The sequence below is a fragment of the Haloferula sp. genome (genome assembly GCF_049672945.1).
Taxonomy (GTDB): Bacteria; Verrucomicrobiota; Verrucomicrobiia; order Verrucomicrobiales; family Akkermansiaceae; genus Haloferula.
Map to the genome: position 1 here is coordinate 1 of NZ_JBATWY010000038.1, position 1,553 is coordinate 1,553.

Genomic DNA, 1,553 nt, shown 5'->3' on the forward strand with positions numbered 1-1,553 from the left:
GTATAAGGCCCGGATCTGCTGGGCCTCCTCACGTGGCAGAGCCGCCCATTTATCCTCCAGGTCAGTCCCGCCAATAAACCCGTCGATATCGAAATCCACCCCGGTGGCATTCGGCCCCTTGTAGTCAGGATCGGAAAACATTTGGTTGTAAGGCTCGCCGGACCGGTAAGGCAAATGGTTGCAGGAATAGAACACATTCCAAAAGAACGGCTGCTCACTGGACGCCTGTTCTTCGATCATACCTTCAACACGCCGCGTCACGACCTCAGGCGTCACGAACTGAGCAAAGGATCGAATCTGTGGAAAGAGACGGTAACCCAGATCATTGTCGAAATAGAGAGGCACGACAAAATGCGCCATCAGAACCACCTGACTCATGTAGATTTGAAAATTGTCGAAGCTGGACACGCTCACCTTTTCAAAACCCAACGGCGTGAGTTGGAAAAATCCAGCGCACCAGTCACCGACGGCGGCCGTCTGGTAGCCCTTCTCTCTGGCGAGTTCCGCGATCGGTGTTGTCCGCTTCCTCATTTCATCGAGTTCCTCCTTGGTGGGGAACATCTGACGAATTCCATGAGTGTGGGGATAAGTTGAAGTCATTACCGAAATACCCGACTCAAACGTGGACCCGATTGATGTTCGACACACCTCAAAGATCGATGCGTCCTTCGCCCAGCGGTCAATGTTTGGGGAAACGCCCTCTGCGGCAGGGCCATCTTTCCGCAACGGGCGATATCCGGCGTAGCCCAATTTGTCCCCCCTGAGGGAGTCCGAGCCAATGATCAGCACATTCATTGGCCGATCTGTTTCCTGACTCGCCGCCTTCATCGGTCCCGCATGCGGGACCATCGCGATCACAAGGGCAACTGCCGTGACCACCGCCAGCCCGGACGTCACCATGCGACCCAACTTGGCGAAGCGACGCCACCACCAGATCAGCACGCCCGCGACCATCATCCAGATCGGAAGCTGAAAGAGCGCCAAGTGAATCGCCGGGCGCCAAGACTCCGGCGGCAAGTCCAAGATTGCGTAGTACCAGGTTCCGAATGCGGCATCACCCGTGAAATAGGGCCTCGAGTCCACCAGTCTGAACATGAAATAGCCGTGAATCAGCGCACAACCCAAGGCACTGGCAACGACAAGTTTCCAAGGCCGATGACCGGACCACCGAACTGACAGGCGCGACAAAGCGGGGACCAACACCAACCAGGCAACCAATCCAACGATTGCATACGCCAGAACGACCATCAGGTTCTGACTGATCAAAAAGCCTCGGTAATCATCAACCGCCACTTGGCTGAACTTGCTGTCCATGCCATCGGTTCGAGTAGTGAGCCGCCAGATCGCGCTGAAATACTGGACCGCCAAGAACAGGCAAACGCCCCCTGCGATCCTCCAACCACCTTCAATCCCTCTTCTCATCGGACGCTCGGCCATGAGCGGAGATCTTGGCACCCACTTGCCAACAGCGCAAGCGAGGTCACTCGATCAACCATCGTTCGCTCACCAAATCCTCAATGACCACTCCTCTTAAGGATTGGACGTCCTTGGGG

The 1,553-nt window shown here is 55.9% G+C and carries 1 protein-coding gene; it reads right to left on the reverse strand.

Annotated features, from left to right (window positions below; genetic code table 11):
- A partial coding sequence (locus tag WBG04_RS03255; protein WP_424312926.1) for a sulfatase-like hydrolase/transferase occupies positions 1 to 1,437 on the reverse strand: 1,437 nt, incomplete at its 3' end.
- Positions 1,438 to 1,553: the final 116 nt, after the last annotated feature.